Source organism: Bacillus sp. FJAT-18017 (assembly GCF_001278805.1).
Classification (GTDB): Bacteria; Bacillota; Bacilli; order Bacillales; family Cytobacillaceae; genus Bacillus_D.
In genome coordinates this window covers 2,925,196-2,948,659 of sequence record NZ_CP012602.1, presented here as the reverse complement: position 1 = coordinate 2,948,659, position 23,464 = coordinate 2,925,196, and the positions used below count along the sequence as shown (strand labels likewise).

The window sequence follows — 23,464 nt, the reverse complement described above, 5'->3', positions numbered from 1 at the left end:
AGCCCTATAATTAAATTTTTTTGAAACATGGTATGTTTTCGATTAAAGGAAATAAATTAGCACACCATTTTAGCAGTCCAAATCAAACAATTGGACTGCTTCTTTGTGTTGTATTTAAAGGATTTTTAGTGAATTAAGGAGAATTAGAAGCTCAATTCCTTACATATTATGACGTAGTGATACTAATTAGTATGCTAATTTGATTAATTGGTATTTGTATAAAAATATTAGTGAATTTACCCAACTTGGTGAAGAAGGGAATAAAGGAGTTTCCGTATTTTGGTAGAATTTATAATCTAATAAGAATAGGGAGGGCTGGTACTTGGAATACATACTTGTATTTAGCTTCCATTACTTCATTATGGGTTCACTCGTGATGTTGTTTAGTGGAGTAATAAGTTTCTTTTTTCCAAGGATTACATTTTCTATTGTAATCATTTTATTAAGTATTTTGACAGGCTATATCTATTCGGTGATTTATGAAGTCCCTATTTTAGCTTTGTTTTCTATTATATATAACGGAGCTCTTTCTCTTTTGGCTCTTGGATTTGTTAAAGCATACTTGTATTCAAAGAAATATAGCCCTGAATGAAATACTTATAGACCTGAATGAAATTTTTATAACCATGAACGAAAAATTTATCACCCTAAATAAATGGCTCAAGAAATTATTGATGAGAAGGTTTGATTATATACTCTTGGACTGTTTGAAAAGTGGCCGTTTTTTGTTTAACAGGCAGGTTAGATTTTTATGTAATTTAGAGAGGTGGGGGTCACTTGAAGCTCCAGTTAAATGAACCTAAACCGAGTACATCCTTATCTAACCTAGCAGGAAAAAGTGGACTATTTATATTAATTGTCCTAATTGGATTTCTCCTCCGAGGCATTGAATTTCCTGAACAATTTATATTCATTACTGATACGTTACCAGAAGGATCTATTAATTATCAGCTGCAAAACAGATTGTTATTAATACTTTTTTTGGTGATAGTGTTTTTTCTAACCGGAAAGAAGTACGAGTATCTATTTAGTATGGCGCCTCTTAAAAAGAAAGGTACCTTCTTTTGGATTATGGGTTCACTATCATTCGTTATTTTAGTGCTGCACGAGCCATTATCCTTTTATTTGCTGCCTTTGGGGTTACTAGAATATTTCCAGATGTTTATTATTGTTTGCATCATTGTGCCGATTGAAGAAGAATTCTTGTACAGGGGATTACTGCTTTTAGTACCATACAGAAAAGTACGATATCCAATGTTAATTCTTTCTTCTCTTCTTTTTGCTTTTATCCATTCTGATCCTTTTGGCGCGTTACTAGTAGGTCTTGCCCTTGGGATTCTTGCCATTCGGTATAGAAATTTGTGGGTTCCAATCCTGGCACACTCTTTATGGAATGTGTTCTCAATGTTTTTCTGATTCAGTACATACCAAAGCTATTTAAAAATGTATCTAAACGAGGGGTGAGTAAATCTGGAGCATTTACCGAATTTTTTAAACTATTGTGTTACGGGGCAGGTTCGCTGTTGTAAAATATAGGTAATAAAATTATGTGGGAGAATTATTGATGGGAATTTCCAGTATCATAGACAATGTCTTAAAAGAGTATATTAACCTGTTTCATGAGCATTTTCCTGAAACAATGGAAGGGTTATACATACACGGATCGATTGCCCTGAATGCCTATGTTGATGATTCAAGTGATATTGACTTTATCACCGTAACAAACCGTCCTTTAACAGAGAAAGATTCGGATTCTTTGTCGTTTATTCATTCTCACATTGCAAAAAAATATAAAAAGCCAGAAATGGACGGAGTTTATATTCTTTGGGAGGATTTGGGGAAACTCTACAAAAATAGCATTGATTTTAATTATAACTATCCATTTTACAACAATAAAAAACTGAGTATCGGTAATTACTTTAATTTTAACCCTGTAACTTGGTGGGTGCTTAAGAAAAAGGGAATTAAGATAATAGGAACAGATCCCAAAGATTTTCAGTTTGAAATTCAATCAAAAGAGTTGTTTTCTTATGTGCTTGAAAATATGAACACTTACTGGGTAAATAGGATTCAATTGGCTGAAGATTCAATTGATGATTTATTAAATCTGCCTACAGAAAAGATTGATTTTGAAATAGAATGGTTCGTCCTTGGTTTACTACGGCAGTTCTATACTCTTAAGGAATATGATATTGTTTCAAAGTTGGATGCTGGTGTTTATGGATTAAAGGAAGTTCCAGTAGAATGGCACGATATTATCAAGGAAGCTATGAACTTACGTATGGGCATAAAGGCAGAGATTTTCAAAACAGAGATGGAACGAATGGCTCAAACTATAAGGTTTTCAAAATTTTTAATCAGGTATTGTAATAATATTATAGAGTGCAAATTAACTTAAAGGATAATGGTTGCACAGTATCCCTTTTAGTTCTAAGTATAGCGCTCACACTTTTTGGCTTTCACTAATTCAGTCAAGATGTGAAACTAATAAAAATGTCTTTCGTCTATTTGTTGGAAGAAATTCTAATAACAGGGGAAAGAGAAGATTCATATGAATAAAAAACAGATTATGGTAACTGGGTGTTGTCTTGTCCTACTAGTGCTCGGAGGCATTTTGGCAGAGATTTATTACTTCAAACCGAAACAGCTTTATGCTGTGAATACGAGAATACTTAAGGAGTTATCGGTGGAATACGGAATTCCATTTAAAGTAAGTGAAATTAAGTTTGCAAAAGCTTTGGGAGATGAAGAAGGAATCTATACGGCCAGTGTTTATCCTAAGGATCAAAGCGACTTGGAATTTCAGGTCCATGTTTCCGAAGGCGGAAATATTATCGATGAATCCTTCAAAGAAACCAAATGGAGAAGCGAGGCAATCAAATCATGGGAACCATTTATGAGCCGGTTTGGAGAAATCTCGTATGCAGTTAATATCCATATTCCAGAAGAAATAGCCAATCAATATAGCGTTGACGATACATACGGTGATATTTTCAAGGTACATAAACATAAGATGCATGAGTACCTATTCATCGGCGAGATCGAAAGTTCCTTTGATAAGGAAAAAGAAACAGCCAAAATAATGGAAGTTGCTAACCAGGCGTTGAATCGGGATTTGAATGACTTTTCAATAGAATGGCTTTACTTTGATAGCGGGAAAAAAAGCGAAGACGTATTTGAAATGAAAGAAGATATTCCTTCATATAGCTGGCGATTTTCTAAGAATTCTTTGCAGGAAGGGGTAACCGAAGAGAAATTGAATCAATTTTTTATGAAGCATGAATAGGTGCCCTGATTTGAAAAACAATTTAGCTTTAAATTCAGGATAAAAGAACTTTAGTAAAGATTTAAACACATACATATGAAGTCCCTATGCCGCCTGATGAAGGTGGTTTTTTTGAATAAAGAATATTGGAAGGAAATAGGGGAAGTTGGGCGAATAATATTGTAATAGAAGAAAAGAGGGTTGAAAGTGGATGTTTGCTGATAAATGGATCCGTTCGAAAGAAGTAAAACTTCATTATCTTGAGAGCAGTTTGGACGATAATCATTTAACTCCGTTAGTGTATGTTCCTGGAGCTTTAAATTTCGCCGAGCAATCGGTTGCTTTGTTGCAGGAGTTCAAGCCAAGAAAATGTATTTCTATGAGTTTACGAGGCCGGGGAAAAAGTGATGCTCCAGCCACTGGCTACTCATTTTACGACCATGTTCATGATATAGAATCTGTAGTAATGGATAGCCAGGTTCATGAGTACTGTGTAATGGCTTATTCAATGGGTGTTCCATATGCAATAGAATATGCCTCGAGAACGCGAGGATTAAAAGGGCTAATCCTTTGTGATTATCCTGCCGCGTATCCGTCTATACCAAAATCATGGGCAGAAAGAGTTCTTAGCCGCAGTTATATAAATCAGGAGATGGAACATGTAGTAAAAGGGATTCAGAGGGAATCAGCAGCTATTAATCTTGATCAAAATTTAACACGGATAGAAGTTCCTGTATTGATAATTAAGGGAGGAACGACAAAGTCTCTTTTGACAGAGGAAGAAACAGAAAGATACAAAATGATCCTTAAAAATGTAAGGGTAGTCGAATTGGCTGAAGCTGGGCATGCACTCTGGGAACCAAATCGAGATTTGTTTTTAAACGTGATCAAGGATTTTTTAAAAACGCTTGATAAACTCTAATTCAACGAATCTATCACTTGATGGGGGAAAGCGATATTGTTAACGAATTTGTTTTTTGTCCGGCATGCACATTCCGATTATACGCCGGACGAACTCGGAAGGCCGTTATCCCAACAGGGCCAAGCTGATGCACATAAAATTACAAAGTATCTTGAAAAAGAAGCGATCGACTTTATTGTTTCGAGTCCATACGAAAGAGCGATTCAGACAGTGAAGGGTGTAGCAGATTGTATTGGAAAGGAAATTATTCTGGAAGACGACTTTAAAGAGCGAAATTTAGCTGCTGGTCCTGTTAATGATTTTCAATATGCCATTAAAAAAGTGTGGGAGGACCCTTCATTTTCCTGGGAAGGCGGGGAATCCAATATTATTGCCCAGAAAAGGGGAATAACGGCCACATTAAGAGTTTTAGAAAGGTTCCAGGGTCATAACATAGTAATAGGAACCCACGGCAATATTATGGTGCTAATTATGAACTACCTCGATAATAAATACGTTTTCGAGTTTTGGGAGAACCTTGATATGCCTGATATTTATAAACTTACTTTTAATAAAACAGAATTAATAGAAGTGAGGAAAATATGGGAAAAAGTTGACAGTAAAGAGACAGAGCATTAAATAGTATATTATAGTGGGGGATTGGGATGAAAAAATATCTGAAATGGAGTTATTTTTGGGTGTTCTTGTTTGGTATTTTTATAGGATATATAGGAATACCGATGTTATCCCGATATGCCGATTACTTGTTTTGAGGGTTCTAGTCTAAATAGTCTCGCCAAGTTAATAAGAGGAGAATTGATGTGCCAGTTATTCAGCATATTGAATGGATCAATGCGCCTATTGAGGTATGCTTTGATCTTGCAAGAAATGTAGACATACATATCCAAACGACATCTGCGACAAAAGAGCGGGCGGTGGGCGGAATAACAAAAGGATTATTGGAGTTTGGAGATAGTGTTACGTGGGAAGCCGTTCATTTTGGTATTAAACAAAGATTGACAGCCAAAGTAACTATGATGGAAAAGCCTCAAATTTTTGTGGATGTTATGGTGAAGGGAGCTTTCGCATCTTTTGAATACACTCATCAGTTTGTTGAGGAAGAGGGAGGTACCTTAATGATGGATACATTCAAGTATAAGTCGCCTTTCGGTGTAATTGGAATCCTAGCTGATAAGCTGTTCTTAGAAAGGTATATGAAGGCATTTATTGAAAATCGTGCAAAAGTATTAAAAGGCATTGCTGAATCTTCAGTAGAATATGATTTCAAGACATAAATCATCATTAACAAGACTGGCATATCTTTTCCAATAAAAAAGCAGAGCGAATTCACATTAGTGGATTCTGCTCTGCTTTATTTTTTAACCTATTTTACAATTGTTACATAGGATGAGTGGACATACCCGGTGCCTTTAAGGTATTGAATTTTGTACCAGCTGCCATGCTTGGAAATGATCGTGACGATCTGGTTCTTTTTTAGGGAACCTATTTTTTTGCCGCTGGATGATGCTGTCGCCCTGACATTAAGGGTCGTGGCCGTTACCTTACCGGTCAATTTTTTTGCGGCTGGCTTCGCTAATTTGTTCGTAACAGTTGCGATACGCTTGTTGTTGCTGGAGTCAACAGCTGTAATCGTAATCGTATATGTGCCATTTGCAAGTTTTGAAGCATCCCAGGATGCCCAGCGGACACCGGATTTCACTGCAAGGTTTGTTGCTGGCGTTGCGACAATTTTTCCTTTTGAGTCCTTAACTACAATGGTTACTTTTGCGGACTCATTGATTTCATACTTCAGGAAAACTTTGTTTGCTTTTGCATCATAAGAAGTTGCTGTATTTTTAATAATTGGTGCGGTAATATCCTTTGGTGCAGGCTTCACAAGCTTAAATGGCAAAGCAGCTGTTCCCTTATTGCCGCTGGCATCTGATGCTTCAATGACAAATGTATAGGTGCCATTGGCGATTGTTGCTACATTCCATGAAGCGGTTTGGACACCTGATTGCGTTTCAATTCCGTTTAGAAGAGTATTGAGCACTTTTCCTTTTGAATCTTGAACCTTCACAGTCAGTTTTGCCGTTTCACTTGTTTTAAAGGAAACATTGACTTTGTTCGATTTTGAATCAAAGACTGCCTTGGTTTCATTAATGGCAGGCGCTGTTTCATCCTTGGCTGGTGCTGGTGCCGGCGCCGGAGTTACAGGTGGCGGAGCGGGAACAGCTGGTGCAGGGTCAGGAATGACCGGCTCAACAATTTCAGGTGCTGGCTGATACATTTTTTTCAATGCAGTACCGTCATAATAGAACGCTAGGATTTCCTTATAGGTTTTCCCGGAGTCTCCAGCTTTCCTAGCGCCATACTGGCTTAATCCCACTCCATGGCCGTAGCCTCTTCCTGAAACTGAGAATGTGTCAGTAGAAGATACGACTGAATCCACCAAATAGCTCTTCATCAGGTCGAGTCCGACAATTGAGCGGATTTTCGAAGCAGATACATCAGTTAGCTGAATCGTCTTCACTGAAGCAATACCTTGCTCCTTAACCAAAAATTGAATCGTCATACTTCCTTTGCTAACACGCCCTCCAGAGGTTTTGCTGCCGAGCGTAAGAGCTGATATATTGGTAAGCTTTATATCCTTACCGGCATATCCATTAGCCTTAATCCAGGCTTTGATGTTGTTAATAACCTTTGTTTGTTCTGCCTCTATTGTAGATGCCCACCAGGAGTCAGCTTTGTTTAGGTCAAGCCCGGTGAGATTAATTTGTTGCTTTTTCATATTGAAGTTCCAAACAGTCTTAGGATCGTAAGGATCTTGCTTCACATTCAGGTAGGGAGACTGGGTTCCTCCCCAAGCATTTGTGTTGGACTCTGTCATACCGCCATTGCTTGAAGAAAAGACGGCACCTGCTCCAATAGAATTACCTCCGTAGGTAATCACTTCTCCGGTAGTTGCTTCGACAGCTTGAGTTGCTCTCTCATGCCACTTGTAACCGGCATATACTTGATAACTGACTGTGTCATTTGGTAATTTATTTACATAACCCAATGCATAGGTGCGAGCGGAAACAGCCTGGGATTTTAAGGCTTCCATATTCCATAGAGCGGGCATTTCCGCCGGTACGACACCCTTTAGGTAGTCTTCGAGGCCAAGTGTATTAACAGGGCGGACATACTTGCCGCTTTCACTTGAAAAACTAAAGCTGCCTAAATATGGATTGCCATTTATGGAAAGCGGGCCATTTCCTTTAACTGGTTTCAAATCGACTATGGCTGCACTTCCAAGACGGGTTGTCCCTTTTAGAAGGTCTACATTTGTACCGTTAACTTTCAGACGGTATGTTTGCTGTGCTTCAAGAGATACACCTGGAAGATTGGTTGTGTAGGCCATCTCCGGAATAATGGTTAATTCCGATTTATTGCCTACATATGCTGTGTTAACCAGTTTTACTGAGATAAGAGGTTCCGTTGGTTCCGCCGCTTCAACTGTGTTGAATGGAACGGATGAAAAAATAAGAGCCAGTGAAAGAGCCAACAAGAATAGTCTATTAATTGCTTTCAAAAAGTGCTCCTCTCCCTATTTTCATAGAATGATAATCTATCAATTTCAAATTAATAGTATATCAGCCAATTAAATACAACAAGAGCTAATTTTTGCCAAAATACGACTTTTATAGTATTATTTAAAATCTTTACAGTTTTTTTACATAAGCCAGACATTTCATTGGGTATAATTGCCAGTAAATCGAAAAAATTGCAAACAAGTTTACGGAGTTATACACTTAGATAATGTGAAATCCTACTATACTATTTAATAGAAAGAGAGAGGTACGCGATGAGCTCCATGCTAAACGTATCCACCTATTTAGGACAAAACGCAAAGCAGCTTGCGGAACATATCGTCCATGAAGTGATTAGCAGGCTGGATGATACGATTCCTGAATGGGAAGCTATACAAGCAAAAAAGATGTACCGGGAATTATTAGGCTTTTTAAGCCAAACACTTCTTAATGGCGAGAGCGATGGAATCCCGGAAACGCTTGTCACCTGGAGCAAAAAGAATGCTCAAGCACAGGCTGAAACAGGTGGGAGCATTTCAAAAATTATTGTCCGTTATTCACCTACACGAGAAGTTTTTAATGATCTTTTAACCGGAATCGGCGAGAAATTCGACCTGTCCCGTAAAGAAACCTCATTCCTGATAAAATGGATAAATAAGCTCATGGATGTTAGCGTGAATGAAACAGTGTTGGCTTTCGAACGGATTTCTGATCACTTCAAAGCGGGGGCAGAAGTCGAAATGGCCGAATTGTCAGCACCAATAGTCCCGCTTCTCGATAATATTGCCGTCATTCCTCTAATTGGGGATATTAATCCTTACAGAGTTACCTATATCGTTGAAAAAGTTGTCCCAAGAGTTTCGGCAATGGGAATAAAGCATATTATTGTTGATTTCTCCGGAATTAAAAATATTAATGAAGAAATCGCCCGCTCCCTACATGATATCGGCAACATTTTTCATCTTCTGGGCATTAGGACGATTATTACAGGTCTGCGTCCCGATCTTGCGAAATTAATCGTACATAGCGGTTTATCCATTTCAAGCTTTGAGATTTTCGCGAATGTAAAGCAAGCCCTTAAAAAATTTCGTTAAAAAAATCCACTCTGGCTCTCAGAGTGGATTTCGTTTTTTATGCAATTCTAGAAGCGTGGCCTTCCACTTTTGGCTCAGGTACAAATGCAAGGATAATGATTCCGATGATGAACAGGATAACAAGGCTGAAAACACCCATGCTCGAGTTACCAGTTAACTGCGCTGTCGCACCGACCAGCAGAGGCCCCATAATTGAAGCGAATTTGCCAAAGATGTTATAGAATCCAAAAAACTCGTTGGCATTCGCTTTTGGTACGAGCTTAGCAAAATACGAACGGCTAAGCGCCTGGATACCGCCTTGTGAAGTAGCGACCAGCATTGCAAGAATCCAGAAGTCGGCTGCTGTCTCGAGGAAATACGCATAGATACAAACAATTATATAAACACTGATACCAACATAAAGCATTTTTTTGCCCGTATATTTGGCTGACAGCTTTCCGAACAGGATCGCGAACGGCCAGGCAACTACCTGGGTCACAAAAAGGACAATCAATAGGGTAGTGGAGTTCAAGCCAAGATCGGTGCCATAGGCAGTTGACATTGTGATGATCGTTCCGACGCCATCAATGTAAAAGAAATAAGCTAAAAGGAATAAGAATAATGCCTTGTACTTGCGAATTTCTTTGAACGTCTTGCCAAGGCGTCTGAAGCTGTTTAAAATAATTTGCGGTTCCCGCTCAATATAATGTTTTTGGTGCACATTCTTAAACATTGGAATCGCCCAAAGACCCCACCATAGAGCTGTAATCAGGAAGGCAATTTTACTTGCGACATTCACGGAAATCGGCAGGATGCCTTGCTGGGCAGTTATGATAACCGCTATAGAGATAATGAATGGAATCGTCGAGCCAATATAACCCATCCCATATCCGCGTGCCGATACTTGATCCAGCCGCTCGTCAGATGTAACATCGACAATGAAAGCATCGTAAAACACATTCGTCCCCGTTGAACCGAGCACCGCGAGTGTATAGCAGACAAGCAGTGCCATCCAGTTCTCGCCCGGCACAAATGCCAGGGCAGCTGTAGCGGTAATGCCCAGGGTGAAAAAAATCGTAAAGAATTTCTTTTTCAGGCCTTTGTAGTCGGCAATTGTCCCGAGAATAGGGCCTATCATCGCAAGGATGAACGTGGCAATCGCAATCGTGTAACCAAGATAGGCAGTGGAATCCGAATCAGCGACTCCCGCACTTTTTGCAGATGCCTTATAAAAAAGGGGAAACACGGCTGTCGAAATGATAATCGAGTAGGCCGAGCTGGCCCAGTCATAGCGGATCCAGCTGCTTTCTTCCTTAGTAAAACCTTTCATGAACGTACCCCCCTTATTTGGTTTTCTTTACTTTCATGTAGATGATTTAACCGGAAAGTTTTTGAATTATATGTGCTGTTTTTATAACAGCGATTTTCACAGCACCACGCTCAATCCATTAATAGTTCCTCGATGACCCGGCCATCGGTGTCCCCGAGACTAACACCAAGCAGCCTCGCCAGGGTAGGACCCTCATCGACTAGCCTCATCGCTGGTATTTCGATGCCAGGGCGAATTCCTTTCCCGGCTGCAAAAAACACTGTTTTATAATCTTCCTTAGTTGGCGAATAGCCGTGGCACGCAAAGGTGTAATTTTTCTCACGGGCAGTTTCCTCTGTCACATCTTCAATAAAATTACCTTCAATCGCCTCCTCAAAATAAAAACCTCGTTCCGCCTCAAGCATATAGAGCGCTTTGCCATCTGCGCCTCTCAAGGCAGCTTCATCGCCTGTTATCACAGCTTCAATTCCATTGCTGCCTTCTTTTAATAGGCGTTCGAGAAGGCTGGCGACAATTTTTTTTGTTTCCTTATCGCCCTCATTTTTTAAATAGACATAGGCAGAGCCGTCACAGCTATTGCAAAAAGCCTTCCATTCAGTAACTTTGCCGCTCGCACTCAGCTTGATCAGCCCGTGTTCCCTAAATAATACGTTGAGCTTAATTACTTTAGACTCGTCAAGCTGGCTGTGATCTCCAAGAAGAACGACCGTCGATTTGTCTTCGAGCCCCGCTTCCTTAATAGCTGTTAGAATCCTCCCTAAACGCTCATCATGGCGGTGAAGCGCGGCATGGGCTTGTTCTGAAGAAAATCCGTGGTAATGCCGCATGGAGTCGAGGTCAACCAAATGAGTGAGCATCAATCCTGGCTTTTTTGTTAAAATGGTATGTACGGTTGATTCAAGGACGAAATCATCCAGGTAGGGCTGGCTGATTCCTCTTCGCAGGTGTCCAAACTTGTTGTTCAGTTCTAGCTGATAAAGCGCTGTGCCATTCATGAGCGACACTGGTATCTGATGCTTCCAGCGCCTGTTTGAAAAAATTTCAGGTAGATTATAGTCGATATTTGCCTTGGCAGTCACAGGCCACAGCAGGGCAGCAGTCGACATTCCGGCTTTTTTTGCTTCATCGTAAAGAGTCGTTCCCTTAATATGATGTCGGTGCCAATACCAGTCAGGAGAAGGGCACCCGGGCTGGACCATTTTATTATTTATAATTCGGTGTTTGTTAGGGAAATTTCCGGTCACAATAGTTGTATGGCACGGATAAGTCACTGACGGATAAATCGTTTCAACTCCTTTACAAAAGGAACTTTTTTCAATAAAAGCTCTAAAGTTTGGAAGCTCCATTAAAAAAGGAACATCTAGTGTGGCGAGGCAATCGAAAGATATGACAAATAAATGATCAGTAAGACGGGCCATAAATGCCTCCAATTTAGATAGTACTATGTTAATAATAAAAAATATTAGGAAAAATAGAAAGGAAAATCCTTCTAGCTGTAGTAAAAAGTAATAAAAAACATGTTTACCCTTAAATAAAAAAGGGTAGAGATATGTTGGGTTATAAGGAAGGGTTAATTATTTTTCTGAGTAAAGTATCAGTGTTATACTTTTAACACTATAAATAAGTTGTTAACCAACTCGAAATAAATAAAAAGGGGAAAAAGATAAAATGGAATCTACCGTAAATTTAGGGTTGCAGATTTCCGAGTACGTTACGGAGAACCGTGAAGAATTTAAACAACAATTACTCTCGGAGGCTGTGGGTGTTGCATCTAAAATCCACGAGATTCTTCAAAAAGGGAATATTGATCTGTTAAAGAATGCAGAACTGCTTGCAAGTTATGTTTTAGAAGAAAAAGAAGAGGAACTAATCCGTTTTGCCGAGCAAGAAGGGCAAATTTGGGCTGAACATGCGCTGACCCTTTCTTTTAAACTTGAATGGATTCAGGCGGTCCGCCGTACTTTATGGAAATTTATCTACCAATTCGACCAACATAATGGCAGCCTGGTGAAAAAAGAAGATTTCTTTGGTCTTGAGAAACGAATTAACGATAAAATCGACCAATTCCTCAACAATTTCTTTTTAAGCTATTCAACCTTCAAGGACGAGCTTTTAAACACGCAGCGCAAGCTTGTCGAGCATTTATCCGTTCCAATCATTCCAGTCAGTCCCTCTGTATCAGTCCTTCCACTTATTGGCTTGATTGATTCGTACCGGATGCGGACAATAGAGGAAAAGGTGTTAATAGAAATTGCCAACCAAAAAGTCCAAACGTTGATCCTGGATCTGTCAGGTATCGCAACTATGGAAATGGATGTCATGGACCACTTCCAGAAAGTATTGAATGGTATTAATATGATGGGCTGCAAAGGCGTCATAACAGGTCTTCGCCCAGACCTGGTCAGAAAAATGATTCATTATGGCATTACATTTATCGACAAAGCCGAAACAAAAGGAACCTTACAAGAAACACTTAAAAAATACCTCTCCATCGAAACTTTTTAAATTTAATAATAAAACTAACAGTCCAATTCTCCTGCGAATTGGGCTTTTCTGCATGCAATTGAAAATGCTGTGTTTATGGTATAATTTAGAAATAAAATGTGCGCATGTTTTTGGCTTTACGGTTCGATTTTCTGCGCACTTTTCATGTTCTATGTGACACTTCCAAAAGTTTATGTATGACAAAATAAGATTTTATCAAGAGATGCTGCTATCGATGTCAACCTATAAATATTTCGGAGTGAACGAGGGGGAGGAGAATGATGATTTATCAAGACTTTAATTCAGTGCTGTATTCCTTAATTTTCTGGTGGTTCTGTCTGTTTGTTTTCCAAAGGCTAACAAACCGTTATCCGAAACAAAATACTTGGAAACGAGATAGTATTCTAACTTTTTTTCAAAGTATACTTGTATTAGTCTTGCTGCCAGTGTTAGGCCTTATCCTACGGGCTCTATAGGCATCCATTGCTGAAAAAAACAACGAAAAACGCCCAGATTAAATCTGAGCGTTACATCACAGGTTTATTTGTAGAAAACTTTATCAACATTATACTTCGCCTTCAATGTGTTGATGGCATAAGTTTCATAAATTTCGCGCTCCATTGGGTCATCAATGACTAGGACTGCAATCTTTTTTACGTCGTCACGATGGTTCTTGATTGGCGAAACGGTATCCTCGAAATGTCGCTTAACGCGCGGGCGCAGCTTTCTAGCCTTGCCGACGAACATCAAGTCATCATTTGCATCGTAAAACAGAATGATGCCGCCTTTATCGCGTGGAATCCGATTATAATCGGTAAACCCATATTTACTGCTAATCACTGCTTCAACTGGCTCCCCTAACTGGCTTTTCCGAGTCAGGACCACATCTGGTGATGGAAGATCAATTTTTATCATTACAATCACTCGCTTTCTTTACTTCACTTACTTTACCATAGCCTGGACAAGAATCCAATCAAACCCCGCAAAGATTATTTTTGCCAAAAAAACAGAAAACTATCTGTAGATTGTGCATCCAATCTGCATTGGCAATTGGCAGCAGTTACAGTGCTTTAACCGCACCCATCTCAACCGAACCAGAGAGTTTTTTTAAAGAAAAAGCTAAATCCCTGCTTACCTGGAAGTTTGTAAATCCCACTATTAATGGTATAACCAAGTATAGACATACAAAACTATGTTTCGGAGGAAGCGTATATGCTGAAATACAAATTTGAAGAATTTTTAAAAGAGAATGAAGCCCAGGCGTTGTTTAAGGAGGAAAAGGAATTTGCTGAAAAACATGCTATGGTTCAGGCGGGATTGATAGCTGAACGGGATGCGCGGGACCGGTTCATGAATGCGTATATTGAACGAAGTAACAAGGAAACCGAACAGCTGATTGCTGAAGCAGGGCCAGAACTGCTTGAACAGCCACTCACCTATCTACAGGAAAATAAAAATGAATTTCTTTACATGGAGTCGGAATGGTTTGAACTTATTGGCGTCGATGCGGTCTCACTTGAGATGGACGACCTCTTTGGCCACTACTCTGCGCTGGTTGGGCTTAAGCTTCAGAAAAAATACGGCGAACAGCTAAGGAAGGTGCTGGAAGAAGAATTTGGTTTTGACAAGCTTGATTATGGATTAATGTTTGATGCAAACGAGGGCATATGGAATTTCAATTTCTCCATTAACAAGCTCAATGATTTTTTTGAAAATATGACGATCGGTGAGGCATTTAGCCGGATATATCGCTTTCTGTTCCAGCTGATTGATAAAGCGGAAAATGGTAAAATAGGATAGAAGAAGGGAAGCAGCGTTCATTCGCTGCTTTTTCTGTCCTGTCTAGCTCCACAAGGGAAATAGGCGGTTTTGCCTGCCGCGAAGGCACTTGCGGTTTTATAAAAGGGGGAGAGGCATTGAGAATTTTTGGGGAAAAGATTGAGCGGGAAGAATATTTGGAGAGGCCCGCAGTATATGGCCTAATGTTCAACAGCGCAAAAGCTAAAATCGGAATCGTGGAATGCGGGGGAAAGTACTTCCTGCCGGGGGGAGGGCTGGAAGGGAACGAAACCCATGAGGAATGCCTGAAAAGGGAGAACCTGGAGGAGCTCGGGATCCAGAGTGAAATTGGCCCATTTATTGGCCGGGCACAGCGTTACTTTGTTTCAACTTTGGATGATACCTATTATCTGAGTGATGGCTATTTTTACTTATGTGAAGCCGGCAAAAAGGTCCAAATGCCAACAGAGGAAGACCATAACCTCGTCTGGATGAAGCCGGAAGAGGCTATCAACTCTCTTTTCCATGGACATCAGAGCTGGGCAGTAAGTGAAGCACTTAAACTGGTATCACCCGCTATATAGAGATATAAAAATAAGGGTACTGGCTAAGAAAAGCCGAAACCTCACTTGCCGAAACCTCACTTACTCGTAATACGGGGTTACCTCCTTTAAAATTTGATGTCATGTCACAACCAGTAAAAGTAAAATAAGCGGAGATTTTCCGGTTAGAGTGAGGACGGAGCTTTGATTGGGTGTAAATAAGCGGACATTTTCCGCCTATGCAAGGCAAAAGCCCTCATTTACATACGGTTTTGAATCAATAGGCGGAATCTCTCCGTCTATGTAAGCTATTTTTTAATGTATTAACTAATTAAGCGGAATCCTTCCGTCTATTTATCAGCTTGGTACTTGACCTGATCCACTAATAACGTAATTAATAGAAAACTGTAAAAACCTTGATAAATAATAGAAAAGACGTATGCCAATTCATACGTCTTTTCTTGTGAATATTAATAAGAAACCGCCCGAAAACGGATCCATTGCTTATTTACGAGCCCAAAACCTACATTATAATTTCAGTTCTGTCACTTTAGTGCGTCCTATTACCTTCAGGACGCCAAAACCCATTGCCGCGCCAACAAAGGAGCTTGTTACAAATGCTGGAATGAAGCCGAAAAGGGTGGCTTCCTGGCCAATGACTAATAAGGCGATAGGATAAGAGGCAAAAGCGCCCAGAATTCCGGTTCCAATCACTTCACCTGTAAATGCCATTCCAAGACTCTTGAATTTTTTATAAAAATAAGCTGCGAGCAAGGCGCCTAGTATGCTGCCAGGGAATGCGAATACTGAACCAGTTCCCATCAGGTTTCTTAAAAGCGACACGCCAAACGCCTGGGCAACCGCGTAAAAGGGACCAAGCAAAACCGCAGATAATACATTCATAACATGCTGAATGGGAAAAGCTTTGACCACGCCGAGCGGGATGTAGAAAAGGTGACTGGTTAATGTTCCAATTGCTATAAACATCGCGGTCAGCGTGAGCTTTTGTGTAGGTTTCATCGAGTAACCCCTCCTTGCATAGTTACTTCCTGTTTAAGTTGTCGCGCGGCATCAAACGAGTTTTCAGTCAGGCTGATTGCGGTAATCACCGATACGCCGTCTGCACCAGCTTCGATGACCGGGGCGGCATTGCTGGTTGTAATTCCGCCAATTCCAACTATCGGAATATCATAACCCTTTTTCCGGAGCTCTTTAATTAAGGAAGTCCCTCGTGCTGCTTTTGCGTCTTCCTTTGTTGAAGTTGAAAAAATTGGCCCAATTCCTACATAATCGGCACCTGCCTGGCTAGCAAGCTGGACTTCCTTTTCGCTGTGAGCGGAAACACCCAGCAGCTTATCACCAATCCTTTTCCTGACTTCCTCAGCACAGCCGTCATCCTGGCCAATATGGACACCGTCCGCATTAATTGCAAGCGCAAGTTCAATATCGTCATTCACGATAAACGGAACATTATATTGTTTGCAAATATTGAAAAGCCGCTTTGCCAGATCTGTTCTATCATCACCTTTAAGGGCATTCGTTCCTTTTTCACGGAACTGGAACAGTGTGATGCCGCCTTTAATCGCTTCTTCAAGAACCTCTTCTAGCTGTTTCAGGCAATTATTGCTTCCGGATATAAAATAAACCTTAAGTAACTCTTTCATATTTGTCGGGTCAATTCTTGTCATTTTGCTTACCGCCTTTCCGCAAGAATAGCTTGGTTGTAGGCCCAATGGTTGGTCGGCCCGTGGCCAGAGCCAATATCTATCGGATGTACAATAGCTGCCTGGATAAACTTCTTAGCATGAGAAACAGCGTCAATAACCGTACTTCCTTTAGCCAGTTCGGCCGCTATTGCCGCAGAAAAGGTACAACCGGTACCGTGAGTGTTCTTTGTCTGTATTCGCTCACTAGCAAAATATAAAAATTCCTTTCCATCATAAAGGATATCAATAGACTGGCTGGTATTTTCATCGTGGCCGCCTTTAATGACCACATTTTGCACGCCTAAGGAATAGAGCTGTTTAGCGGCTTTCTTTTTATCTTCATCGGTTGTAATGCTCAACCCCGTCAGCACCTCGGCTTCAGGAATATTTGGGGTTACAACTTTTGCTAGCGGCAATAAGTATTTTTTCATAGCGGTCACAGCTTCCTGCTGGAGCAAAGAGGCTCCGCCTTTTGCAATCATAACCGGATCGACGACGACGTTTTTCCAGTCATAGACTGCAATATTTCTCGACACTTCTTCAATGATTTCAGCATTGAACAGCATCCCTGTCTTAAGCGCGTCTGTTCCGATATCGTCCCCAATCGAACGGATTTGTTCAACGACAGCGTCCGCTGTCATTGGATAAACAGCCTGAACTCCGAGCGTGTTCTGTGCGGTTACCGCTGTCAGGACAGACATGCCATATACTCCAAGCTCCTGAAATGTTTTTATATCAGCCTGAATACCGGCACCGCCGCCGCTATCCGAACCAGCAATCGTCAACACTTTTCTCATCGTTACAATTCCTCCTTGAAAAATTGATACGAGCATCTTTCTTCAATATCAGCGCTATTTAGCTTATAAAGCTGGTCTAGGAATACCAATTGAAAACTGCCTGGCCCATGTACTTCGGCCTTTTCTGCAGCAATTTCTGCAGCAACACCATAGGAAATTACTGCAGCGGCGGCAGCTTTAATGCTATTTTTTTCAACAGCTGAAAACGCTCCGATTACTGAGGTAAGCAAGCATCCCGTGCCGGTCACCCTTGTTAGCAGGGGATGGCCGTTTTGGATAACATAGGTTGATTTGCCGTCTGTAATAACATCTTCTTTACCGGTAATGACGATAACAGTCTTTAGCTGACGGGCAGCGAGGACTGCGAGTTCCCGAATACCTCTGTCAGAATCGGCGGCATCGACACCTTTAATTTCCCACGGCTCCCCGATCAGGTTGGCAAGTTCGGCAGCATTTCCTCGAATGATTGAAATGTGGAGCTTGCTTGCCAGCTGCCTTGCGGTTTCTGTCCGGTAAGGAGTTGCTCCGGCGCCGACAGGGTCAAGAATGACGGGGACACCTTGTTTATTGGCTGAGCTTCCGGCTATAATCATTGCCTCGACTACAGACGGAGTCAGTGTGCCAATATTTAAAACCAGGCTGCCGGCTATTCTTGCCATATCGGCAACCTCTTCAGCCGCATAGGCCATGACAGGGGATGCACCGAGTGCCAGCAGTCCATTTGCGGTAAAATTAGCGACAACCACATTGGTTATGTTGTGAACAAGCGGGTTTGTTTGGCGAACCCTATGCAGTAATGAAGTAATTTCGGTTTTTTCCATTTTAGGCACCTCCTTAGGACATTACGAGTCCGCCATCGGCCATGATGTTCTGGCCGGTAACAGCTCTTGACCATGGTGAAGCGAAAAATAGCACACTATCTGCCATTTCCGCTGGCGTTGTAACCTTTTTCATCGGAGTGGAGGCTTTGATAAGGTTAAAGACTTCGTCAGAGGTTGCCGCACTTGCATCAGTGGTCTGCAATAATCCTCCCGATACCATGTTAACGGTTATCCCATACTGGCCAAGATCTGCGGCCATCGAACGGGTAAACCCAAGAAGAGCTGCTTTGCTCGTATTGTAGTCGTGGTAGGGGACGACTGGATTCTGGACAAGATTTGTACCTATGTTGATGATTCGTCCGAACTGACTTTCCTTCATTCGGGGTAATCCTGCCTGAACAGTATTTAGAGCGCCGCGAATTGCACCTTCCAACTGCTGATGATAATCCTCCCATGCAACTTTAAAGGCATCCTTGTTTTTGACAGGGTCGAACTTAAACGAGACAAGAGCATTGTTAATAATAGTGGTAATTGGTGCATCGAAATGATTTTTTGCCTTTTCGAACATAGCGATGACCTGGTCCGCATTTCGGACGTCTGCCCGGATGGCAATAGCCCGGTCTCCGAGTTCACGTTCAAGAGCAACTGCATGCTCTTCACTGTTGAAGTAATTAATGACAACTTTTGCTCCTTCGCGTGCAAAAGATCTTGCAATTTCCCGGCCGAGCCCGCGGCTTGCACCGGTAACAAGAACAATTTGGTCTTTGATTTCCATTAAAATTCCCCCTTAATAATGTAATTGCATAAGGGAGACTTTCGGAATTTTAGGAGGAAGAAACAAAAAAAGGCCTGATCCATGAAACGGACCTGGCCAATTAGTTAAAGTAAGCGGAAACTGCTTCTCCTCTACTTTCCTACGCTGGTATAATCCAGATCAGGTCCGAAGGGTTAAAAAACGTAGCGTTTTTCTCTCAGCCCAAAACAGGGCACCCCTAGTAGTTATCAAATATGCAATTATTCTAATAGTAAAACGATTCAGGGATTAAGTAAAGAAATAAGGATTGAGGTGGGGAATTAAAGATTTTTCAGCATTTTTTAGTGGTTCAATTGTTTTTTACAATAACGAAGTTGGGAAAATTATAAATGGGAATATATGTCCGTATTATTATTCATGAGATGGTATAATAGAAGGACAATAGGATAGGTTTGTCCAAGGGTGGCCGGTTTACTCCATATGAAAGGGGTGATGCCGGTGACAGTATACGAATCGCTGACGCTAATGATCACATTCGCGGGATTCGTTGTCACAATACTGTCTTTTACAAATAAAAAATAATCCACCCTTAAGTGCAAGCCTGGGTGGATTAAGCGCCTTCAATGCCGGCCCCTTCTGGGAACCGCCTATTGTAGACCGAACATGGTACCAGCATGTTCGGTCTTTTTTTATATACGTCTAAACAGGAATCATTATACCATATTTTATAGAAATTCAAACTTCAAACAACCTGACTATTTAAATTCTTTCTTTATGTACTTATCCTATTTTTTAAAAATAAAACATCCCATGTATCTCTGGATTACACTGTTTGATGTTTACTTGATATAGAAAACTAAAAAGGAATTTCCCAATCTAAACTACGAAAAGCACGAATGCATGTTCGTATTTTTGAAAGAAAAATGGTATAATAGAAAGACAATAGAATAGGTTTTCTCAAGGGTGGCCGGTTTACTCCGATTTGAAAGGGGGGATGCCGGTGACAGTATTCGAATCGTTAACGCTGATGATCACGTTCGCAGGTCTTGTAGTCGCGATTCTGTCTTCTTCACAAAAAAAATAATCCACCCTTGAGTTAACGGCTCCAGGTGGATTATCTTCCCAACGCCGGCCCCTTAGTGGGAACCGTCTATTGTAACCGGTCCATGTTCCCAGCATGGTCCGGTTTTTAGTATATGATGTGTTGTGATAATTATACCATATTTAGCCGAAAAGAAAACGGATTAGACTGCCTCCAAATGGGATTAATCCAATAGCTAATATCAGGCAAAGAGTTGCTGCTTTCTTGCTCTGCAGCATCGCGCGTTCATCATTTTGGTGCAAGTATTGGAAGAAAGAGAGCGTAAAGTAAAAACAAAGACCAAGCGTTAGTAACGAAATAAACAGGGGGGCAAACAGCAGCATTTTTAATCATCTCCTTAAAATCATACTAATTTAATTTGGAATTTTTTGCTATACTAAAAGGAGAAAAGTTTTTCAAATTTTTGGAATGTATTTCAAGGGGGTTATAAAATGCTTGAGATTAAACAAATTACTCCTATTGAACTTGTATCGAACCGTAATAATCTGGAAGAATTTTTACGGCAAGAATTTGCTGGGCGTGTATCCGAAAGAACCTGGATGACTGAATGGGAACAACTTGCCCAACGGTTTCAAATGTTTCAATTCTTGGAAATGACTGAATCTGAACTAAAAAGTATGGAATGGAATACGGCTGATATAGAACAGGTAGTTAGAGAAACATTTCAAATTGTTTCGCGCTATCTACCCTTGGATGAAATGCGTATCATGGTTGTACCTGCCTTGCCTTTCTCTTATTTTGAAAAGCAGCCTTTATCTCTTTGGTCAAATGCTTTTACAAATGGTCCCGGCAACATAATTGTAGCAATCCCGCCACAACCAGACATTGATTTTTTACAATACCTGCTTGCTCATGAAATGCATCACGCGTGCCCTGAAAATCCTATATACAACATATCCTTAAGTAGCTTTACATTAGAACAATGGTTCAAGATGGAAGGAACAGCGGAATTTTTTAGCTTATCACTATTTAAAGACAAGAGGTGGTGGAAAGATAACCTTCCAAAAGAAAGAGAAATTTTGTATTGGAATGAATGTAAGGATCATCTTCAATCAACAAACGATATGATAAAGAGCCCGCTATGTTTTGGGAGCCGTAAAAGAGGAATTCCGGTATTTGCAGGCTATCTATTCGCCTTAAGCCTCGTTTCAAACTATGTCTCGACTAACCCAACGAAAGATATAAGAGAGCTGTATAAGCTAGAACCTGCTAAATTAATTGAATGCTATAAGGGAAGTGTTGAAAGATAGATATTATAATGCTGATGAGAATGAATAGGGGGGTCTCTAAGTGACTTTTTGATTGGCTAAGGGTCAGTTTAAGGTAACTTTCAGGTGTTTTAAGTATGAAGTTAATGAAGTTCCTACGGTGAAAAAACCTCGTAGCAAATGAAAAACATGGTATAATATGGATAAGATTGCGATGCAGGGGTGATGATAAATGAAAAGTAATCCTAAGCTTGGACTATTCGTATCAATATTTGTATTAGTCGGATTACCAGTTATTTTTCTAATAGCTTCTTTGCTTACTGGAGAGTGGAAGTATTTAATTTATAGTATTATCCCGTCGTTTTCTGCTGGACTCACCGGTCTAATAATAAGTATCCGACAGTTAAAAAAAGAGCAATTGATTCAATAGGAATGATTAATCAGAAGCAATAATCCAAGATTGGATTATTGCTTTATTTATTCAAGCAGTGTTTATGGATATTGTTGATATTAGAACTGTTGATTGGAGAGGAAGGCGCGAAGACTCGTTCGAAAATGCAAAGACCGCATTTTCTCCTGCGATGTCTATTCGCGGAAGGTTATTCAACGTCCTACGGGAGAAAAGGTCAGTGGGAGAACCCACAGGCGCTTGCGCCGAGGAGAATAAAATGCGTAAGTGCCTTGGTCAGCCCCGACAAGCGCTGGGCCTAAAGGAGAAGTCGCTCTTTGACTTCACCTGAGGGACCGAAGCGACCTCGAGGGGCTAGGCACTGAAGCAAGACTGGCTCCCAGGCCCGCCCGTGGAAAGCGAAGCGCCTCGTGACAGGCAAAAGGCGCCTGTCCCTGCGATGATTATTCTCTGAAGCTTTCCTTTGTGGAGCGGAAATAAACAACATTGTGTTACTCGTTAAACAAGTCCAAAAAAAGAACCTTTCATCTAAATGAAAGGAAAATTTAAATCAAAATATAATCAACTAAAATCCCAACTGAAATTAAGCCAATGCCAATTGAGTAATGAACATTGAGGTCATTAATTTTTGTCTTCTCTAATAGAAGATAAAGAGCAGCAACTAGTCCAAGAAAAAAAGCACTTCTTATGAGGTAAGTTGAGTTAACTAGAAAGAATTCCGGGTACTTCTGGGCAAGGCCTGACAGAGTACCCATGGTTAATAAAAATAAAGGAATCCGCAACTTCCACTCCATTTCATATCCCTCCAGCAAAAATTTTCCAAGTGTTTCCTTAATTATTGCAGGAATGAATAAAAAATACTAGGGATTTTAAAGAGATTTTTTAACACTCATTCTATTTCATTGTCCTTATAAGAAATCCAGTCACTGAAGCTGCCGAGGTATAGCTTAACATTATCAAAACCTGCTTCTTTCAATGTCAGGAAATTAGGGGCGGCGGTTACCCCGGATCCACAGTAAACCACGATTTCGTTTTGTCTATTTAGGTCAGAAAATCTAGCAGATTGCTGGGCTGCCGGCTTGAAACGGCCCTTCTCAAGACCATCCATCCACTGCTTGTTAACTGCCCCAGGGATATGGCCTTTCTTTTTATCGATCGGCTCTTCAATCCCCAAGTAGCGTTTTTCCTCTCGTGAATCAATTAGGACTGTACCGGGATTTCTTCCTGAAGCAATTTTACGTACTTCCTCAACATCAGCTAGCAGTTCACGTTGAATGTTTTTTGTAAAATTGCCTTTTTCAAATACTTGGACTTCTGTTGTTGTAGGGTAATTAGCAGCAAGCCACTCTTTGTAGCCGCCGTTTAGTACATAGACTTTCTCGTGGCCGAGATAGGTGAGCATCCACCAAAACCTTGATGCAAACGCACCTTCTCCATTGTCATACGCGACAATCACTTTATTTTCATCGATGCCAGCCTCTTCAAGTTTTCCGATAAAGACATCCAGGTCAGGAAGCGGGTGCCTCCCGCCATGTGTTTGTACCTCTCCGGACAGATCCTTTTCCAGATCAAAATAAACCGCTCCCGGTATGTGGCCCTGTTCGTATTCCTGCTGGCCTTTAATAGGATTACCTAGCGCAAACCGGCAATCGACAATTCGTACATTTTCGTCTTTCATTTTTTCTAGCAGCCATTCTTTTTCAATAATATAGTTCATTTAA

General features: G+C 40.7%; 27 protein-coding genes and 1 riboswitch. Of the genes, 15 read left to right on the top strand and 12 right to left on the bottom strand.

Annotation, left to right across the window (positions count from 1 at the left end; translation table 11 throughout):
* Positions 1-322: 322 nt before the first annotated feature.
* The 7 genes from AM500_RS13830 (at position 323) to AM500_RS13800 (ending at position 5,461) form a co-directional block, all read left to right on the top strand.
* Positions 323-592, top strand: a complete 270-nt coding sequence (locus AM500_RS13830; protein ID WP_053599745.1) for a hypothetical protein — start codon at positions 323-325, stop codon at positions 590-592.
* Between the two features lie 185 nt (positions 593-777).
* Positions 778-1,416, top strand: a complete 639-nt coding sequence (locus tag AM500_RS13825) for a CPBP family intramembrane glutamic endopeptidase (RefSeq protein WP_053599744.1) — start codon at positions 778-780, stop codon at positions 1,414-1,416.
* Positions 1,417-1,564: 148 nt separating this feature from the next.
* Complete coding sequence (locus AM500_RS13820) at positions 1,565-2,398, top strand: aminoglycoside adenylyltransferase domain-containing protein (protein ID WP_053599743.1); 834 nt, start codon at positions 1,565-1,567, stop codon at positions 2,396-2,398.
* A 153-nt stretch (positions 2,399-2,551) separates the two neighbouring features.
* On the top strand, positions 2,552-3,286 hold the full coding sequence (locus tag AM500_RS13815) for a hypothetical protein (protein ID WP_053599742.1): 735 nt from the start codon (positions 2,552-2,554) through the stop codon (positions 3,284-3,286).
* Positions 3,287-3,476: 190 nt separating this feature from the next.
* Complete coding sequence (locus AM500_RS13810) at positions 3,477-4,187, top strand: alpha/beta fold hydrolase (RefSeq protein ID WP_053599741.1); 711 nt, start codon at positions 3,477-3,479, stop codon at positions 4,185-4,187.
* A 36-nt stretch (positions 4,188-4,223) separates the two neighbouring features.
* Positions 4,224-4,805, top strand: a complete 582-nt coding sequence (locus tag AM500_RS13805; protein ID WP_053599740.1) for a histidine phosphatase family protein — start codon at positions 4,224-4,226, stop codon at positions 4,803-4,805.
* Positions 4,806-4,987: 182 nt separating this feature from the next.
* On the top strand, positions 4,988-5,461 hold the full coding sequence (locus AM500_RS13800) for an SRPBCC family protein (protein WP_053599739.1): 474 nt from the start codon (positions 4,988-4,990) through the stop codon (positions 5,459-5,461).
* A gap of 89 nt (positions 5,462-5,550) precedes the next feature.
* On the opposite strand, the gene AM500_RS13795 is transcribed toward AM500_RS13800, so the two are convergent.
* Entirely contained in the window at positions 5,551-7,740 is a 2,190-nt protein-coding gene (locus AM500_RS13795) for a SpoIID/LytB domain-containing protein (protein ID WP_053599738.1), read from the bottom strand.
* Between the two features lie 273 nt (positions 7,741-8,013).
* Between AM500_RS13795 and AM500_RS13790 the strand changes: the two genes are divergently transcribed.
* Complete coding sequence (locus AM500_RS13790) at positions 8,014-8,832, top strand: STAS domain-containing protein (protein ID WP_053599737.1); 819 nt, start codon at positions 8,014-8,016, stop codon at positions 8,830-8,832.
* 37 nt (positions 8,833-8,869) lie between these two features.
* On the opposite strand, the gene AM500_RS13785 is transcribed toward AM500_RS13790, so the two are convergent.
* Positions 8,870-10,141: an MFS transporter gene (locus AM500_RS13785; protein WP_053599736.1), complete on the bottom strand. Its 1,272-nt coding sequence runs from the start codon at positions 10,139-10,141 to the stop codon at positions 8,870-8,872.
* A 110-nt stretch (positions 10,142-10,251) separates the two neighbouring features.
* The gene (locus AM500_RS13780) at positions 10,252-11,559 is read right to left on the bottom strand and encodes an alkaline phosphatase family protein (RefSeq protein WP_053599735.1); all 1,308 of its coding nucleotides are present in this window, start codon (positions 11,557-11,559) and stop codon (positions 10,252-10,254) included.
* Positions 11,560-11,809: 250 nt separating this feature from the next.
* On the opposite strand from AM500_RS13780, the gene AM500_RS13775 reads away from it, so the two are divergent.
* Positions 11,810-12,646: an STAS domain-containing protein gene (locus tag AM500_RS13775; RefSeq protein WP_053599734.1), complete on the top strand. Its 837-nt coding sequence runs from the start codon at positions 11,810-11,812 to the stop codon at positions 12,644-12,646.
* Positions 12,647-13,165: 519 nt separating this feature from the next.
* Here the strand turns inward: AM500_RS13775 and AM500_RS13765 are convergent.
* On the bottom strand, positions 13,166-13,540 hold the full coding sequence (locus tag AM500_RS13765) for a nucleotide excision repair endonuclease (RefSeq protein WP_043933220.1): 375 nt from the start codon (positions 13,538-13,540) through the stop codon (positions 13,166-13,168).
* A 297-nt stretch (positions 13,541-13,837) separates the two neighbouring features.
* Between AM500_RS13765 and AM500_RS13760 the strand changes: the two genes are divergently transcribed.
* Together AM500_RS13760 and AM500_RS13755 are read left to right on the top strand one after the other, a co-directional pair.
* Positions 13,838-14,425 (top strand): hypothetical protein, encoded by a 588-nt coding sequence (locus tag AM500_RS13760; RefSeq protein WP_053599733.1) that lies wholly within the window; start codon positions 13,838-13,840, stop codon positions 14,423-14,425.
* 116 nt (positions 14,426-14,541) lie between these two features.
* The gene (locus AM500_RS13755) at positions 14,542-14,988 is read left to right on the top strand and encodes an NUDIX hydrolase (protein WP_053599732.1); all 447 of its coding nucleotides are present in this window, start codon (positions 14,542-14,544) and stop codon (positions 14,986-14,988) included.
* Between the two features lie 486 nt (positions 14,989-15,474).
* Here AM500_RS13755 and thiW read toward each other — a convergent pair whose 3' ends face one another.
* The 5 genes from thiW to AM500_RS13730 are packed head-to-tail and all read right to left on the bottom strand — an operon-like array spanning position 15,475 to position 19,045.
* Positions 15,475-15,966, bottom strand: coding sequence for an energy coupling factor transporter S component ThiW (gene thiW / locus AM500_RS13750; protein WP_053599731.1), 492 nt, complete (start codon positions 15,964-15,966; stop codon positions 15,475-15,477).
* On the bottom strand, positions 15,963-16,634 hold the full coding sequence (gene thiE, locus AM500_RS13745) for a thiamine phosphate synthase (protein ID WP_053599730.1): 672 nt from the start codon (positions 16,632-16,634) through the stop codon (positions 15,963-15,965). The genes thiW and thiE overlap by 4 nt, the downstream gene beginning before the upstream one ends.
* Positions 16,635-16,639: 5 nt before the next feature.
* A complete protein-coding gene (thiD, locus tag AM500_RS13740; RefSeq protein WP_082347233.1) occupies positions 16,640-17,449 on the bottom strand; it encodes a bifunctional hydroxymethylpyrimidine kinase/phosphomethylpyrimidine kinase in 810 nt (269 codons plus the stop codon).
* A gap of 2 nt (positions 17,450-17,451) precedes the next feature.
* Positions 17,452-18,270 (bottom strand): hydroxyethylthiazole kinase, encoded by an 819-nt coding sequence (gene thiM / locus AM500_RS13735; RefSeq protein ID WP_053599728.1) that lies wholly within the window; start codon positions 18,268-18,270, stop codon positions 17,452-17,454.
* Positions 18,271-18,283: 13 nt separating this feature from the next.
* Positions 18,284-19,045, bottom strand: a complete 762-nt coding sequence (locus AM500_RS13730) for a 3-oxoacyl-ACP reductase (protein WP_053599727.1) — start codon at positions 19,043-19,045, stop codon at positions 18,284-18,286.
* 119 nt (positions 19,046-19,164) lie between these two features.
* Positions 19,165-19,274: riboswitch (TPP riboswitch) on the bottom strand.
* A 230-nt stretch (positions 19,275-19,504) separates the two neighbouring features.
* Here AM500_RS13730 and AM500_RS26415 point away from each other — a divergent pair.
* Positions 19,505-19,606: a putative holin-like toxin gene (locus tag AM500_RS26415; protein WP_442854011.1), complete on the top strand. Its 102-nt coding sequence runs from the start codon at positions 19,505-19,507 to the stop codon at positions 19,604-19,606.
* A 412-nt stretch (positions 19,607-20,018) separates the two neighbouring features.
* Entirely contained in the window at positions 20,019-20,108 is a 90-nt protein-coding gene (locus AM500_RS26410) for a putative holin-like toxin (protein WP_442853230.1), read from the top strand.
* 140 nt (positions 20,109-20,248) lie between these two features.
* Here the strand turns inward: AM500_RS26410 and AM500_RS13725 are convergent, their stop codons facing one another.
* Positions 20,249-20,449, bottom strand: a complete 201-nt coding sequence (locus tag AM500_RS13725; RefSeq protein WP_053599726.1) for a hypothetical protein — start codon at positions 20,447-20,449, stop codon at positions 20,249-20,251.
* A 108-nt stretch (positions 20,450-20,557) separates the two neighbouring features.
* Between AM500_RS13725 and AM500_RS13720 the strand changes: the two genes are divergently transcribed.
* Positions 20,558-21,376, top strand: a complete 819-nt coding sequence (locus tag AM500_RS13720; protein ID WP_053599725.1) for a DUF2268 domain-containing putative Zn-dependent protease — start codon at positions 20,558-20,560, stop codon at positions 21,374-21,376.
* 190 nt (positions 21,377-21,566) lie between these two features.
* A complete protein-coding gene (locus AM500_RS25875) occupies positions 21,567-21,764 on the top strand; it encodes a hypothetical protein (RefSeq protein ID WP_053599724.1) in 198 nt (65 codons plus the stop codon).
* A gap of 524 nt (positions 21,765-22,288) precedes the next feature.
* Here the strand turns inward: AM500_RS25875 and AM500_RS13705 are convergent.
* Positions 22,289-22,537, bottom strand: a complete 249-nt coding sequence (locus AM500_RS13705; RefSeq protein WP_053599722.1) for a hypothetical protein — start codon at positions 22,535-22,537, stop codon at positions 22,289-22,291.
* Between the two features lie 95 nt (positions 22,538-22,632).
* Positions 22,633-23,460 (bottom strand): sulfurtransferase, encoded by an 828-nt coding sequence (locus tag AM500_RS13700; RefSeq protein WP_053599721.1) that lies wholly within the window; start codon positions 23,458-23,460, stop codon positions 22,633-22,635.
* Positions 23,461-23,464: the final 4 nt, after the last annotated feature.